At 72.1% G+C, this 12827-nt stretch carries 6 protein-coding genes and 1 pseudogene; 5 read left to right on the top strand and 2 right to left on the bottom strand.

Going from position 1 to position 12827, the window contains the following annotated elements; genetic code table 11:
- Window positions 1-101: 101 nt before the first annotated feature.
- Window positions 102-1436, bottom strand: a complete 1335-nt coding sequence (gene gabT / locus AB5L52_RS12770) for a 4-aminobutyrate--2-oxoglutarate transaminase (RefSeq protein WP_351024620.1) — start codon at window positions 1434-1436, stop codon at window positions 102-104.
- A gap of 312 nt (window positions 1437-1748) precedes the next feature.
- Here gabT and AB5L52_RS12765 point away from each other — a divergent pair, with 312 nt between their 5' ends.
- The 4 genes from AB5L52_RS12765 (at window position 1749) to AB5L52_RS12750 (ending at window position 9282) form a co-directional block, all read left to right on the top strand.
- Window positions 1749-4259 (top strand): ATP/GTP-binding protein, encoded by a 2511-nt coding sequence (locus AB5L52_RS12765; protein ID WP_369364068.1) that lies wholly within the window; start codon window positions 1749-1751, stop codon window positions 4257-4259.
- A 153-nt stretch (window positions 4260-4412) separates the two neighbouring features.
- The gene (locus AB5L52_RS12760) at window positions 4413-6071 is read left to right on the top strand and encodes a PucR family transcriptional regulator (protein ID WP_369364066.1); all 1659 of its coding nucleotides are present in this window, start codon (window positions 4413-4415) and stop codon (window positions 6069-6071) included.
- 138 nt (window positions 6072-6209) lie between these two features.
- Window positions 6210-7658 carry an aldehyde dehydrogenase family protein gene (locus AB5L52_RS12755; protein ID WP_351024629.1) on the top strand — a complete coding sequence of 483 codons (1449 nt, stop codon included), beginning with the start codon at window positions 6210-6212 and terminating at the stop codon, window positions 7656-7658.
- Between the two features lie 256 nt (window positions 7659-7914).
- Window positions 7915-9282 (top strand): S8 family serine peptidase, encoded by a 1368-nt coding sequence (locus AB5L52_RS12750; protein WP_369364064.1) that lies wholly within the window; start codon window positions 7915-7917, stop codon window positions 9280-9282.
- Window positions 9283-9419: 137 nt separating this feature from the next.
- On the opposite strand, the gene AB5L52_RS12745 is transcribed toward AB5L52_RS12750, so the two are convergent.
- Window positions 9420-12263 (bottom strand): glycoside hydrolase family 3 C-terminal domain-containing protein, encoded by a 2844-nt coding sequence (locus AB5L52_RS12745; protein ID WP_369364062.1) that lies wholly within the window; start codon window positions 12261-12263, stop codon window positions 9420-9422.
- Between the two features lie 300 nt (window positions 12264-12563).
- Between AB5L52_RS12745 and AB5L52_RS12740 the strand changes: the two are divergent.
- Window positions 12564-12689 (top strand): annotated as a pseudogene (locus tag AB5L52_RS12740) (glycoside hydrolase family 95-like protein); the annotation flags it as partial.
- Window positions 12690-12827 lie beyond the last annotated feature (138 nt).

Here is a 12827-nt window from a genome sequence, read left to right as displayed (position 1 = left end):
CCGAGGCGCTTGGGCAGACGGAATCGCGTCCCGTCATCCACCTCCCACACGTTCTTCACACGGCCTGCCGTCGGTGCCGTTCAGAGGTGCGGATCGCTCGCTCAGATGCGCGCGAAGGCCTGCTCGATGATGTCGAGCCCCTCGCTCAGGAGGTCCTCGCCGATCACCAGCGGGGGCAGGAAGCGCAGCACGTTGCCGTAGGTGCCGCAGGTCAGGACCAGCACGCCCTCGGCGTGGCAGGCCTTGGCGAGCGCCGCGGTGGCCTCGGGGTTCGGCTCCTTGGTCGTACGGTCCTTGACCAGCTCGATGGCGATCATGGCGCCGCGCCCACGGACGTCGCCGATGATGTCGAACTTCTCGGCCATGGCGGTGAGGCGACCCTTCATGATCTCCTCGATGCGCTTGGCCTTGCCGTTGAGGTCGAGCTCCTTCATCGTCTCGATGGAACCGAGCGCGCCCGCGCAGGCGACCGGGTTACCGCCGTAGGTACCACCCAGGCCACCGGCGTGCGCGGCGTCCATGATCTCGGCGCGCCCGGTGACGGCGGCGAGCGGAAGCCCACCGGCGATGCCCTTGGCGGTCGTGATCAGGTCGGGCACGATCCCCTCGTCCTCGCAGGCGAACCACTGGCCCGTCCGGCAGAAGCCGGACTGGATCTCATCCGCCACGAAGACGATGCCGTTGTCGTTGGCGAACTTCACGATCTCCGGCAGGAAGCCCTTGGCCGGCTCGATGAAGCCGCCCTCGCCGAGCACGGGCTCGATGATGATCGCGGCGATGTTGTCCGCGCCGACCTGCTTGCTCATCTGGTCGATGGCCTGCTTGGCGGCCTCGGGACCGGCGTTCTCCGCCCCGGTCGGCCAGCGGTAGCCGTACGCCACCGGCACCCGGTACACCTCGGGCGCGAACGGCCCGAACCCGTGCTTGTACGGCATGTTCTTGGCGGTGAGCGCCATGGTGAGGTTGGTCCGCCCGTGGTACCCGTGGTCGAACACCACCACGGCCTGCCGCTTGGTGTAGGCACGAGCGATCTTGACGGCGTTCTCGACGGCCTCGGCGCCGGAGTTGAACAGCGCGGACTTCTTGGCGTGGTCACCCGGGGTCAGCTCGGCGAGCGCCTCCGCGACCTCCACGTACCCCTCGTACGGGGTGACCATGAAACAGGTGTGGGTGAAGTCGGCGAGCTGGGCGGCGGCGCGCCGTACGACGGCCTCGGCGGAGGCGCCGACGGAGGTCACGGCGATGCCGGAACCGAAGTCGATGAGCCGGTTGCCGTCGACGTCCTCGATGATCCCGCCACCGGCGCGCGCGGTGAAGACCGGCAGCACCGAGCCCACGCCCTGCGCGACCGCCGCGGTACGGCGGGCCTGCAGCTCCTGCGACTTCGGACCGGGGATGGCGGTGACGACGCGGCGCTCCTGCGGAAGTGCGGTCATGGGGGCTCCCTGATGATCTTGCGTACCGGGCGGTGATCTGGCGTCCCGGACGATTCCGGGCAGTGCGTTTTCGGCCGCATACCTATCTTTCTTCGCAGGCTAGGGCCGGGGGCGGGGGGTGGGCATGCTCCATGTGGGCGTTGTCGGGGAGAACGGTTGTCCGGAGTGGATATAGAGGAATCGGGAGGGCAGCGCGCCGGCGTGCGCACATCTCATCGTGCGCCTGGCCACGCAATCGCTGAACTCCCCTTGCGAGGGCATTAGATTGACTCGCTGATGGTGGACGGAGCGGCTGGTCAGGGGGCAAGGGCGATGGACAGCGACGGGACGCAGGACGCGCGGGGCACGCATGCTCACCCGGTGCCGCGCCCAGCGGAGCCGACGGACGTGCCCACGGCACCCCGGAACGGTCCCGCGACGCCGTACGGCGGCAAAGCGACGTCCTATGACGGCGGGGCGACGCCGTACGAGGCTCCCGCCGTGCCGCCACGGCCGACGCGGGCGCCGGAGGTGCCGCCGTCGGCCACACACCCCGGGTTCGCTCCCCACCCGTCGCATCCCCGCTCGCCCGTCGCCGACTGGCTCGATCAGCCGCGCCCGGCCGTCGAGCCCGGTATCTGGCGCTACGGCTACAGCGCGCCCAAGGCGGCACGCCAAGGCCAGCGCCTGGCGCCCGTCACCATCGTCGGCTTCGTCGTCCCGCTCGTGGCCGGACTCCTCCTGTGGTCACTGTGGCGGCACGGCAGCCTCCCCTACCAGTGGACCGTCCTCAAGCTGCTCACCCCCGACGGCTGGTGGTGGGCCGGCACCACGTCGCCCAAGGGGTACCAGGGCGCCGAGGTCAAGACGGTCGCCGACGGCGTGTTCTTCGCGATCCTCGTGTTCGCCATGGCACGCCTGGGCAGCTGGTCCGACGTCATCCGGCACCTCGTCACCCGACGCGCACAGCCCGCTGGGGCCCTCATCGCCGCCCTCGGTGCGCTGATCGCGCTGGCCTTCGTCTTCCCGAGTGCGTTCGGACTCGGCTGGGACGCGCTGCCCGTTCAGGACCCGTTGTTCTCGCTGATCGTCCTGCTCAACGGCGGCGACTACGGAGTGTTCGCGTCGAAGCTGGTCACGGACGGGCTGTACGCGCTCATCACCCTGCTGGTGCTGTGGCCGTTCGCCCGCGTCGGCGGCTGGTGGCCCCTGGCGAAGGAGGCGCTCGCCGCGCGGGCGCGGGCCAGGACGGCCGAGGCCGCACAACCTGCCGTCGACCGGCGGCCCTCGCAGTGGCCCGAGCTGCGCGAGGCCGGTCAGCATCAGGCGGCGGACGTGCTCGCCGCGGAGGTACACGCCGGCCGGATGAACGACGTGGACTGCGCCAGGGTCGGGCACATGTGGACCGTGGCGCGTGCCCGGGCCCGGCTCTCCTCCTTCACAGACACCGTCCTGCGCGAGGGCGGGGCCGCCTGGACCCATCCCTCCGGTGCGCGTGACCTGCCCGGCCGGGCCGCCCGGCACGACCTGGCCGCCGGGCAGGTGCGCGTCGGGCAGTGGGTGGCGGCGGAGCGCACCCCGCTCGCCTACGGTGGCGCCGGAGCGGCTCTCGCGCCGGACACCCTGGGCACCTCTCTGCTGGCCGTCGGGCCGTCGGGCTCCGGCAAGACACGCCACCTGATCCAGCCCGTCGTCGAGTCGCTCGGCCTGCAGGCGCTCGCCGGGCAGTGCGCCGTGGTCGCCGTGTGCGGGGCCGGCACTCCGCTCGGTCCCGATTCGGCCTACGACGTGGTCGTACGCCTCGGCGACCCGGCATCCGTGTACGACCTCGACCCGTACGCGGACACGGACGACCCTGACGAGGCGGCCGCCTTCCTGGCGGAGGGGCTGGTCGGCGACCTGGACACGGTGAGCGGTCAGCGAGCCGTCACCGCGCTCGCCCAGCTCCTCGGGCCCTACCGGGCGGCCTACGGAGGCTTCCCGACGCTGCCCGTACTGCGGGAGCTCCTGGAAGGAGAGTCCTCGGCGCTGGCCGCGTTGCGCGGTGCGCTCGCCGGGGACGAGTACGCCGCTCAGCGCCGCGAACTCGACGCGCGTGCCCGGCAGTCGGGTACTGCGGGCGATCCCGGGCCGGTCCTCGCCGACCGGCTCGCGGTGCTGGACCGGCCGGCGTTCGCCGAGTTCTTCGGCGGGGACGGCGGGAGCGCGCGGCCGTTCTCCCTGCGCGCCGTCGCCCACCATCCGCTGCGTGTCCGTATCGAGCTGCCCGACCGCGGCCACGAAGAGGCGGGCCGGATCATCACCCGGCTGGTGCTCGCTCAGTTCGGCGCCGTGGCGCAGACGGACGAACGGACGCACTTCACCTGCCTCGTCCTGGACGACGCCACCGGCGCGGTGACGACCGAGTCCGTCCGCCGCATCCAGCGCATGCGTTCCCGCAACGCGGGCGTGGTGCTGGCCCTGCGTACGGTCGGCGACGTCCCCGAGGCGCTGCACGGGCCGCTGTACGCGGCCGTCGGCTGCCGTATGGCGTTCTCCGGGGTGACCACGTGGGACGGCGGCAGGTTCGCGGAGGCCTGGGGCACGCAGTGGGTGGAGACCCGGGACGTGGCCCGGCACACCGTCTTCGCCGACCAGCCCATGACACGCGCCATCCATGCCCTGCGCAAGCTGGTGACCGGCAAGGCGGTGACGACGGAGGCCGTCACCGTCCGTCAGGTGGAGCGGGAGCGTTGGTCGGCTTCGGAGTTGGCTCATGGGGTGCCGGCCGGGCATGCGGTGTTGTCGTTGACGAGTGTGCGGGGGGAGCATGCGCCGCCGTTGCTGGTGGATTTGCGGGGGTGAGGGGCGGGCGCGGGGACCGTACGGTGAGGCAGAATCGGTGTAGGTCGTTCATACGGTTCGGCCAAAGATTGCAGTGATTGTCAGTGATTGTTTCGATCGCCACGGTCACCAAAGTCACCACGGTCACCGGAATTCCCTCGTCCTGAAGGCCTCATGCCCCCTACCCTCGCCTCGCTCGTCCACCACTCCGCGCTCAAGCTGACCGTGCGCGCGGGCGAGGATCGTCTCGACGTGCCCGTCCGCTGGGCCCATGTCAGCGAGCTGGCCGACCCCGTGCCGTACATGGAGGGCGGCGAGCTGCTGCTGATCACCGCGCTGAAGCTGGACGCGGAGGACCGGGAGGCCATGCGGCGGTATGTGAAGCGGCTGGTCGGGGCCGGTGTCGTCGGGCTCGGGTTCGCCGTGGGGGTGAATTACGAGGACATCCCCGAGGCGCTTGTGGAGGCTGCGCGGGAGGAAGGGCTGCCTCTGCTGGAGGTGCCGCGCCGCACGCCCTTCCTCGCCATCAGCAAGGCTGTCTCCGCCGCCATCGCCGCCGACCAGTACCGGGCCGTCACCGCGGGCTTCGCCGCCCAGCGCGAGCTGACCAAACAGGCCCTGAACGCCGGTCCCGAGGGGCTGCTCGGCGCGCTCGCCGCGCAGGTCGACGGATGGGCCGCCCTCTACGACGCCTCCGGCGCCGTCGTCGCCGCCGCGCCGGACTGGGCGGGGCGGCGTGCCGCCCGGCTGACCGCCGACGTCGAGCGGCTGTGGGAGCGGCCCGCACCCGCCTCCTCCGTCGTCGGCGGGCCCGAGCACGAAGACCGCGTCGAGCTGCACTCCCTCGGGACGGGACGACGGCCGCGCGCCGCGCTCGCCGTCGGCACGGCCGCTGCCCTCGGCACCGCCGAGCGGTACGCCGTGCACTCCGCCATCGCCCTGCTCACCCTCACCACCGAACGCTCCCGCTCCCTGCACGCGGCCGAACAGCGCCTCGGTACGGCGGTGCTGCGCATGCTGCTCGCCGGCGAGCCCGACCATGCCCGCGCCGTCGCCGGTGACCTGTACGGCGGGCTGCTCGACGCGCCGTTCCGGATGATCGTCGCCGAGTCGGTGTCCGGAACCGCCGCCCGGGTGCACGCGGACGCCCACGGCCACGTCGCCCAGCCGGTGTCCGGGGGAGCCGCCCTCGTCGCCGACGCCGGCGGTGATCCGCTGGGCGGGCTGGCGGAGAGTCTGGAGTCCGCCGCCGCGCGCTCCGGGGAGGCCGTGCTGGTCGTGCCGGACGGGGAGCGGCTGGTGGTGCTCGCCGCCGACGGGGGAGCGGCGGTGGCCGCCTGCACGCAGTACGCGGCGGCGCTGGAGGCGGCACGGGCGGCGCCCGAGCAAGCGGCGGGGGGCGAAGAGGAGGAGCTGGTCGTGGGGCTGTCCGCGCCGGCCGGGCCGATCGCCGCCGCGGCCGCCTACAAGCAGGCCGAGCAGGCGCTCTCCGTGGCGCGCCGGCGCGGGCGGGTGCTCGTGGAGCACGAGCAGCTGGCCGCGGGCTCCGTGCTGCCGTTGCTGGCCGACGACGCCGTGAAGGCGTTCGCCGACGGGTTGCTGCGGGCGCTGCACGAGCACGACGCGACGGGGCGGGGGGACCTGGTCGCCTCGCTGCGGGCGTGGCTGTCCCGGCACGGGCAGTGGGACGCGGCCGCCGCGGACCTCGGGGTGCACCGGCACACGCTGCGCTATCGGATGCGGCGCGTCGAGGAGATCCTGGGGCGCTCGCTGGACGATCCCGACGTACGGATGGAGCTGTGGCTCGCCCTGAAGGCGACCAGCGCCGAGTAGTCCAAGCCGAGTAGTCCAAACAGTAGTGCCTGGGCCGACTACTGCTACGACTCGGACAAACGACCCCCGGCCGCCCCCGCCCTACCGTGGACCACGAAAGCCAAGCACCCCCAACGCGGAAAGGCCGGGACTCACAAGATGACTTCCACCCACGCCTTCTGGCTCGCCGGCCGCCAGGTCACCGGCGAGGACACCTTCGACGTCACCTCCCCGTGGGACGGCCGGCTCGTCGGCAAGGCCAGTGTGCCGACCGACGCCCAGGTCGAGGAGGCCGTGGCCGCCGCGTACGCCGTGCGGGACGAGTTCGCCGCCACCCCGGCGCACGTGCGCGCCGCCGCGCTCGACCACGTCAGCAAGCGGCTGGTCGAGCGCACCGAGGAGATCGCCCAGCTGATCTCCGCCGAGAACGGCAAGCCGATCAAGTGGGCTCGAGGGGAAGTCGGCCGCGCCGTCTCCGTGTTCCGGTTCGCCGCCGAGGAGGCCCGCCGGTTCAACGGCGGTGAGGCCCAGCGGCTCGACACCGACCTCGGCGGCCAGGGGCGTCTCGCCCTCACCCGACGCTTCCCCAAGGGCGTCGTGCTCGGCATCGCGCCGTTCAACTTCCCGCTGAACCTGTGCGCCCACAAGATCGCCCCGGCGATCGCCGCCGGCGCCCCGATCATCCTCAAGCCGGCCCCGGCCACCCCGCTGTCCGGCCTGATCATCGGCGACCTGCTCGCCGAGACCGAGGGCCTGCCGGCCGGTTCCTGGAGCATCCTCCCGGTCGCCAACGACAAGATGCCCGCCCTCGTCCAGGACGAGCGGCTGCCGGTCATCTCCTTCACCGGTTCCGAGAAGGTCGGTTACGCGATCATGGACTCGGTGCCGCGCAAGCACTGCACGCTGGAGCTGGGTGGCAACGGCGCGGCCGTCGTGCTCGGCGACTTCGCCTCCGACGCCGACCTGGACTGGGCCGCGACCCGCATCGCGACCTTCTCCAACTACCAGGGCGGCCAGTCCTGCATCTCCGTGCAGCGCGTGATCGCCGACGCGTCGGTGTACGACCGCCTGCTGCCGCGCATCGTCGCCGCCGTCGAGGCCCAGGTCACCGGCGACCCGACCGACGCCAAGACGGACGTCGGCCCGCTGGTCAGCGAGGCCGCCGCGCAGCGCGTGGAGTCCTGGGTGAAGGAGGCGGTCGAGGCCGGCGCCACGCTGCTCACCGGTGGCGACCGCGACGGCGCCTCGTACGCGCCGACCGTCCTCACCGACGTACCGGCCGATGTCACCCTCTCCTGCGAGGAGGTCTTCGGGCCCGTCCTCACCGTGCAGAAGGTGGCGGGAGAGGCCGAGGCCTTCGCCGCCGTCAACTCCTCCAAGTACGGCCTCCAGGCAGGCGTGTTCACCCATGACCTGCAGGTCGCCTTCCGCGCCCACCGCGCCCTCGAGGTCGGCGGTGTGGTGATCGGCGACGTCCCGTCCTACCGCGCCGACCAGATGCCGTACGGCGGTGCCAAGCAGTCCGGTGTGGGCCGTGAGGGCGTCAAGTTCGCGATGGACGACTACACATACGAGCGCGTGCTGGTCCTGACCGGCCTCGCGCTCTGACCTGCCACGGACAGGTCAGCCGGAGACGGCCGCAGCCCACTGTGCGGGGGCTGCGGCCGTTTCTCTGTTTTCTCCCTCGTTTCTGCCTGTTTTCTGCTTGCTGGTAAAGGATTCGACATCGGCGGTTCAAGAGTGGTGCCCTAAGTCTTGATCTGTCCATGACTCACCCGATGGGATGCGCCTGACCACTTCGTCCGACTCGGGTGCGTCCTGCTCAGGACGGACCAGGACGGATCAGGACCACTCAGGGGACCACATGCACATAGCCCGTTCCGGGCGCGGCGTCGCGGCGTCCGCCGCCACCGTCGCGCTCGTCGCCGCCGCACTGGCGGCCACCTCCCAGGCCGGCGCCACGACCGCCGCGCCCGCCGGCGTACCGCACACCTTCGCGCGGCCGGCCGTGGCGGGGCACTCCCTGGTCCACGGCGTGGCCAGCCCGCTCCCCATCGAGCAGTGCCAGGCCAAGTGGCACATCAACTGCTACAACCCGCTGCAGTACCGCACCGCGTACAACCTGAACCCGCTGTACAAGAAGGGCATTACGGGCAAGGGGCGGACGATCGTCATCGTCGACTCCTTCGGCTCGCCGACCGTCCAGCACGACCTGGACGTCTACAGCAAGCAGTTCGGGCTGCCCAGCACCAAGGTCAACGTCGTCAAGTGGGGCAACGTCCCGCCCTTCGACCCGAAGAACTCGGACATGACGGGCTGGGCCGGCGAGACCACGCTGGACGTCGAGATGGCGCACGCCGTCGCGCCGGACGCCAAGATCGTGCTCGTGGAGACCGCGGTCGCCGAGACCGAGGGCACCACCGGTCTGCCGGAGATGATGTCCGCCGAGAAGTCCATGATCGACCACGGGGTCGGCGACGTCATCAGCCAGAGCTTCGGCGCCACCGAGAACACCTTCCCGGGCTTCGACAAGGGCGACTTCTCCAGCATCAAGAAGCTCCGGTACGCCTTCGAGGACGCCCAGCGCAAGCACGTGACGGTCCTCGCCTCGTCCGGTGACGGCGGCGCCACCGACGCCATGGCGGACGGCAAGACGTTCTACAAGTACCGCGTCAACTCCTGGCCGTCCTCCGACCCGTTGGTCACCTCCATCGGCGGCACCCAGCTGCACCTGAACGACAAGGGCCAGCGCGTCAAGCCGGACAGCGTCTACAACGACAACGGCGCGGGCGGCGGCGGCCAGTCCCACGTGTTCAACCGTCCGTCCTTCCAGGACGGCGTGAAGAACGTCGTCGGCGCCCGCCGCGGCACCCCGGACATCTCCATGGCCGCCGCGGTCAACGGCGGTGCCTGGGTGTACGGCAGCTACGACCCGACCGCCACCGGCTGGGACGTCTCCGGCGGCACCAGCGAGGCCAGCCCGCTCTTCTCGGGCATCGTCGCGCTCGCCGACCAGGCGGCAGGCCACCGCGTGGGCGACATCAACGCGGCCCTCTACACCCTGCTGAAGCAGAAGAACCCGGGCGTCGTCGACGTCAACGACGGCACGGACAACAGCTACCAGGGCGTCACGGGCTACAAGGCCGTCAACGGCTACGACATGGCCACCGGCGTCGGCACCCTGGACGCCCTCCGCTTCGTCCCGGCCCTCGGCAAGGCGAGCCACGGCTGACGAACGGGCGTAGGCACCACCACTGAGACGGCCCGGGTCCCCGACCCGGGCCGTCTCGCGTGTCCGCGGGGGAACGGGTCCGGCACCGCTGCCTGCCGGTGCCGGACCCGTTCCCGTCATCGGTCTCCTCCGGACCCTCAACCGGAGAAGCCGACGTGCGCGAGCCGCAGCGGGCCGCGCAGCCTGAGGCGGACGTCGTGCACACCCTCGGCGGCGAGGGCGGCGGTCAGGGTGGTGTAGGCGTAGACGTCGGCGGTGGGGGTGCCCGGCGTCAGCACGGCCAGCACCGGGCCGCCGTCCAGGGACAGTTCCACTGCCCCCTCGCCCGCCACCTGCGCCGTCACCTCGCGCACGCCCGTGCCGAAGTCACAGGCGCGGTAGACCAGTTCGGCCGTCCCGCCGTGCGCCGGTGTCACCGCGTCGCCCGCCGTCCTCGTCCGGTCCACGATCGCGACGCCCGACTGCTCGTCGAAGTCGGCTCCCGCCAGCCCGCGCCGGGCGACCGGGCGGGGGGACGCGGGCGCGCCGTCGAGGTGCACGGTCGTGCGCAGCCGGATGTCCTCGCTGGACGCGCCGATCAGCAGGTCGTACGGCCCTGGCTCCAGCCGTCGGCCGCCCTGCGCCACGTCCCAGAACTCCAGTGCGCTCAGCGGGACTTCGAACGCGACGTGTGCCGTCTCGCCGGGCCCGAGGGTGAGGCGGCGGTGGGCGAGCAGTTCGCGGCGCGGGCGGGGCACCGAAGGGTCCGCCGCCCGTCCGTACAGCTGCGCCACCTCGTCCGCCGTCCGGTCCCCGGTGTTCGTCACCGTGCACGACACGTGCACCGAGCCGGCCTCGGCACCGGCGCGGACATCGGCGTACGCGAAGGACGCGTACGACAGGCCGTGCCCGAAGGGGAAGAGCGGGCTGCCGTCGAAGTAGAGGTACGTCTGCCGGCTGCCCAGCACGTCGTAGTCGAACAGGTCCGGCAGGTCGGCGTCGGAGGCGTACCAGGTCTGAGGGAGCCGGCCGGCCGGACAGACGTCGCCGGCCAGGGTCCGGGCCAGGGCGGTACCCGCCGCCTGGCCGCCGTGCGCGGTCCACAGCACCGCGGGCAGCGGTGTCACGTCCACCGTGTACGGATAGGCCGAGGTCAGGACCAGCACGGTGTGCGGGTTCGCGGCGCGGGCCGCGCGCAGCAGCCGCTGCTGGTGCGCGGGCAGCTCCAGGGTCGTACGGTCCTCGGTCTCGCGGCCGTTGATGTGCGGGTCGTTGCCCGCGACCACCACGACCACGTCCGCGTGCTGCGCCGCCCGGGTCACCGCGTCCTCGCCCCGCTCGACCGTGATCACCTCGAAGACGTCACCGGAGCCCTCGGCCTCGGCAACCTTCAGGCCGTCGGCGGCGACTCGTACATGACGACCGGTGCCCAGATGCCTGAGGAGGTGACCGCCGCGGTGCGGTTCGAGGCGGAAGGTCTCCTGGACCACCCAGCCGCCCGGCTGGTCGGCCGAGGCGCGTACCCGGCCGTCCTCGGCGACCGACAGATAGCGGCCGTCGGGCGCGCGCAGGGTCAGCACGCCCTCGCCCCAGTCCATCAGCGCGAACTCGGTGCCGAAGGCGTCGGCGGTGAGCGGCGGCAGATCGGTGCGGCCGGCGAGCAGGGCCGGATCCAGGGCGCCCTCGGTGCCCCGCTCCTCGTCCGGCGCGTCGGTGACCGGCACATGCAGGAAGGTGCCGGCGGCGGTGCGCAGCCGGACGCGGTCCACGCCCTCCGCGAACTCCACGCGATCCGCGCCGAACCGCTCGTAGAGGCCCTCCAGGGGAGTGGAGCGGTGCAGCAGACTGCCGCTGTACCAGTCGAGTTTGCACTCGTCCGCGAGCAGGCCGACCACCGCGATCCGGGTGTCGGGGGCGAGGGGGAGCAGGTCGTCGTCGTTCTTCAGCAGCACGATCGCCTGCTCCGCCGCCTCCCGGGCGAGCGCGCGGTGCGCCGGGGTGTCGAACTCGGTGGTGCCGGCGTAGGGGTCGTAGCGCGGGTCGAACTCGCCGAGGCGGAAGCGGACCGAGAGCTGGCGGCGGACGGCCGTATCGATGTCGGCCTCGGTCAACAGGCCCTGCGCCAGCGCCCCCTGGACGCGGGCGACGATCCGCGAGCCGTCCGTGCCGTGGTCGGTGAAGCTGTCCACCCCCGCCAGCAGGGCGGCCGCGGTGGCCTCCTCGTGGGTGGCGAAGTAGTGCTCCGCGTCGACCAGGTTGGAGGGCGCGCCCGCGTCCGAGCAGACCAGCAGCTCCTCGTCGGTCCAGGTGCGCAGGTGCTCGCGCAGGAGCGGGGAGAGGTGGTTGGGGCGGCCGTTGACCAGGTTGTAGGCCGGCATCACCCCGGCCACCGCACCGGCCTCGACGGTCTCCTTGAAGGCGCGCAGATCGTACTCGTGCAGCACGCGCGGGCGGACGGAGGCGGACGAAGTGGCCCGGTCCGTCTCGTTGTTGTGGGCCAGCCAGTGCTTGAGGACGGGCGCCGTACGCCAGTACACCGGATGCTCGCCGCGCAGGCCGCGCGTGTACGCCGTGGCGATCGCCGAGGTCAGCTTCGGGTCCTCCGAGTACCCCTCCTCGTTGCGGCCCCACAGCGGATGCCGGAGCAGATTCACCGTCGGGGACCAGACGTTGAGGCCGACCCGCTCGTCCCGGGCCCGCATCGCCCGCGCCTCCTTGGACACCGCCTCGCCGACCCGCCGCACCAGCTCCGGGTTCCAGGTCGCGCCGAGCCCGACGGCCTGCGGGAACACCGTCGCCGGACCCATCCAGGCCACCCCGTGCAGCGCCTCCTGGCCGGTGCGGAAGGCGGCGATGCCCAGGCGTTCCACGGCGGGTGCGAACTGGTGCAGGAAGGAGACCTTCTCGTCCAGTGTGAGCCGTGCCAGCAGATCGTCGGCACGCTTCGCGAACGGCAGCTGCGGATCGCGGAACGGCAGGGCGGACGGCGGGTCTACGGTCACGAGCGGTTCCCCTTGCGGATGGAGCGACGACATGCTTTCGAAGCGCTTCGATGCTCGGTCGGCGAAGGCCGAGATGTCAAGGTACCGGGCGCGGAGAAGTTGCCCATCTGGCCGACATCGCAAGGATGGTAAGGCATACGTGGGGCGGCGCGGGGTGGCGCAGGAATCTTGGGTGCGACCCCTTGTGCGCGCCCAGGTGTTCACTTAACCTCGCAGCAACATCGAAGCGCTTCAACAGCCGTTGCGCCGTGTCCCGTGTCCGTTCGCCGAAGCGTGCTGGCCGCCGCCGCCCACCGCGCCCTGGAGCTGCTCGTGCAGTCCACCCCGGACCGCCTCGTGCTGCTGCCCGCCGTCCCGGACGCCTGCCCGTCCGGCGAACTCCGGGGCATCCGGACCCGGTTCGGCGCGGAGCTGGACCTCACCTGGGACGCGCACCACAAGTACGAGATCATTCTGGGTCAACAAGACCGGCGCCGTCGGCCCGCTCGGTAGCGCCCAGGGCACCGTCTCCCTCGGCGGCCCCACCTGGTCAGCAGCAGTTGCGCCCCACGCGGAACGAGGGGG

It is taken from the genome of Streptomyces sp. CG4 (assembly GCF_041080655.1).
GTDB lineage: Bacteria > Actinomycetota > Actinomycetes > Streptomycetales > Streptomycetaceae > Streptomyces.
The sequence above is the reverse complement of the archived record's forward strand: the minus strand, read 5'-3'. Positions and strand labels throughout refer to the sequence as shown.

What these genes read in the sequence shown, in the direction of transcription:
- AB5L52_RS12755 (WP_351024629.1), top strand. Translation starts at nt 6,210, where the DNA reads ATGACTTCCACCCACGCCTTCTGGCTCGCCGGCCGCCAGGTCACCGGC.
- gabT (WP_351024620.1), bottom strand. Translation starts at nt 1,436, where the DNA reads ATGACCGCACTTCCGCAGGAGCGCCGCGTCGTCACCGCCATCCCCGGT.
- AB5L52_RS12750 (WP_369364064.1), top strand. Translation starts at nt 7,915, where the DNA reads ATGCACATAGCCCGTTCCGGGCGCGGCGTCGCGGCGTCCGCCGCCACC.
- AB5L52_RS12765 (WP_369364068.1), top strand. Translation starts at nt 1,749, where the DNA reads ATGGACAGCGACGGGACGCAGGACGCGCGGGGCACGCATGCTCACCCG.
- AB5L52_RS12760 (WP_369364066.1), top strand. Translation starts at nt 4,413, where the DNA reads ATGCCCCCTACCCTCGCCTCGCTCGTCCACCACTCCGCGCTCAAGCTG.